General features: G+C 35.6%; 1 pseudogene. It reads left to right on the top strand.

What is annotated here, in order from left to right:
* The first annotated feature begins 77 nt into the window (after positions 1-77).
* Positions 78-1,307 (top strand): annotated as a pseudogene (locus GZ63_RS17565) (IS3 family transposase).
* Positions 1,308-1,674 lie beyond the last annotated feature (367 nt).

Here is a 1,674-nt window from a genome sequence, read left to right as displayed (position 1 = left end):
TCACATAAGCCCCTAAATGAACTTAGACACTAAGAGTTAATTATAATATACTATTTAGTGTCAAGGAGGCTAACATCATGAAACGAACAAAATATTCAAAGGAATTTAAAATACAGGTTATAAAAGAAGCGTTAGAAACAGGTAAACCATCAGTAGTAGCCCGTCGATATGACCTTAATGCCAATATGGTAAGCCGTTGGATAAGAGAGTACAGAGATGGTAAATATGGCGATACGAATGCCATGACTGTACCAGATCTTGATTCTAAGCAGCTTTCCAATGAAAACGACCAATTAAAGAAGCTATTAGGTGAAAAAGACCTTGAAATTGCCATATTACGAGATCTTGTAAAAAAGCAGAACCCTCACTTGCTGAAAAAATTGAAGTAGCCGATAAATGGATCCAAAAAGGGTACGCCATAAAATTGGTATTAAAAATCGTTAACATTTCCCGTTCCACCTACTACTATCGAAAGAATTACCGTGTGGAAGAGAAAAAAAGTGAGTGAGGGCCGTCCAGCACCTGGCTACTCCATCAATGAGGACGGAAAAAAGATACCAGATGAACAAATAAAAGAATTTTTATTAGAGCTTATAGCTGGTGAGTGTAATGGATACGGTTATCGTAAATTAACATTACAACTAAAACGTCAATACAAGCTTAAAATCAATAAAAAGAAGGTATATCGCCTTTGTAAGGAGCTTGATATCCTGCGTCCTCAAAGAAAAAAGAAAATCTCGTATCCTAGGAAACTAGCACGAAATCGTATCATTAGTAAGTCAAACCAACTTTGGGAGAGCGATATCAAATACGGATATATCAAAGGTGAAGATCGTTTTCTCTTTATTTTTTCCATTATTGATGTGTATGATCGATCTATTATTGATTATCACATAGGTCTTCAATGTACTGCGAAAGATGCCGTGCAAACGTTAAATCGAGCACTGTTTAAACGCCAACAATATGAGAATACGGAAAAGCCTGTGATCCGAACAGATAATGGACCACAGTTTATTTCGAATACCTTCGAAAAGTTTTGTGAAGATTATAAAATGGAACATGAAAGGATACCACCGAAAACACCGAATATGAATGCCCACATCGAGTCATTTCATCGAATTCTAGAAGATGACTGTATGTCTAGATTAGAGTTTGATGATTATGGGGATGCATACAAAGAGATCACAGGATTCATGGACTTCTATAACAATAGACGAATCCATTCAAGCATTTTAGATTTGGCTCCAAATGAATTTTATAAGCTAGAAAAAGGGGAACAAATAAAAATGAAAGAAATACGGGTTTAATCTCCCTTTCCATTTTTCTTCCTTTTGTCCCCTGCCTTAAAAATAGCCAGTTCTAAAATAGAGTCAAGGGCGAGCGTAGCGAGGGCAAAGCCTTTACCCTTGAAGGAATGGAAGAAATGGCTAAACTATCTAAAGGGACAAAAGAAGAAGGGGCACCATGAAAAAGTAAGTAATTCTAAGAAAAAGCTAGTTTAAGAGAAAATGTGTCCAAAATTCGGGGGTTAATCCGAAATTAGATTTAGATCATACTAATCTGGATTATGCCACTTTTGTTAGAGATTTTCGATTAGATGGTATGAATATTAATATGGATAGAATGGAGCGTAAAATTATATTTAATGTAGCAAACGAGGAAGAAATTATATCT

The sequence above is a fragment of the Virgibacillus alimentarius genome (assembly GCF_000709085.1).
GTDB classification, from domain to species: Bacteria; Bacillota; Bacilli; order Bacillales; family Amphibacillaceae; genus Virgibacillus_B; species Virgibacillus_B alimentarius.
This window is presented reverse-complemented; position numbering and strand designations above follow the sequence as displayed.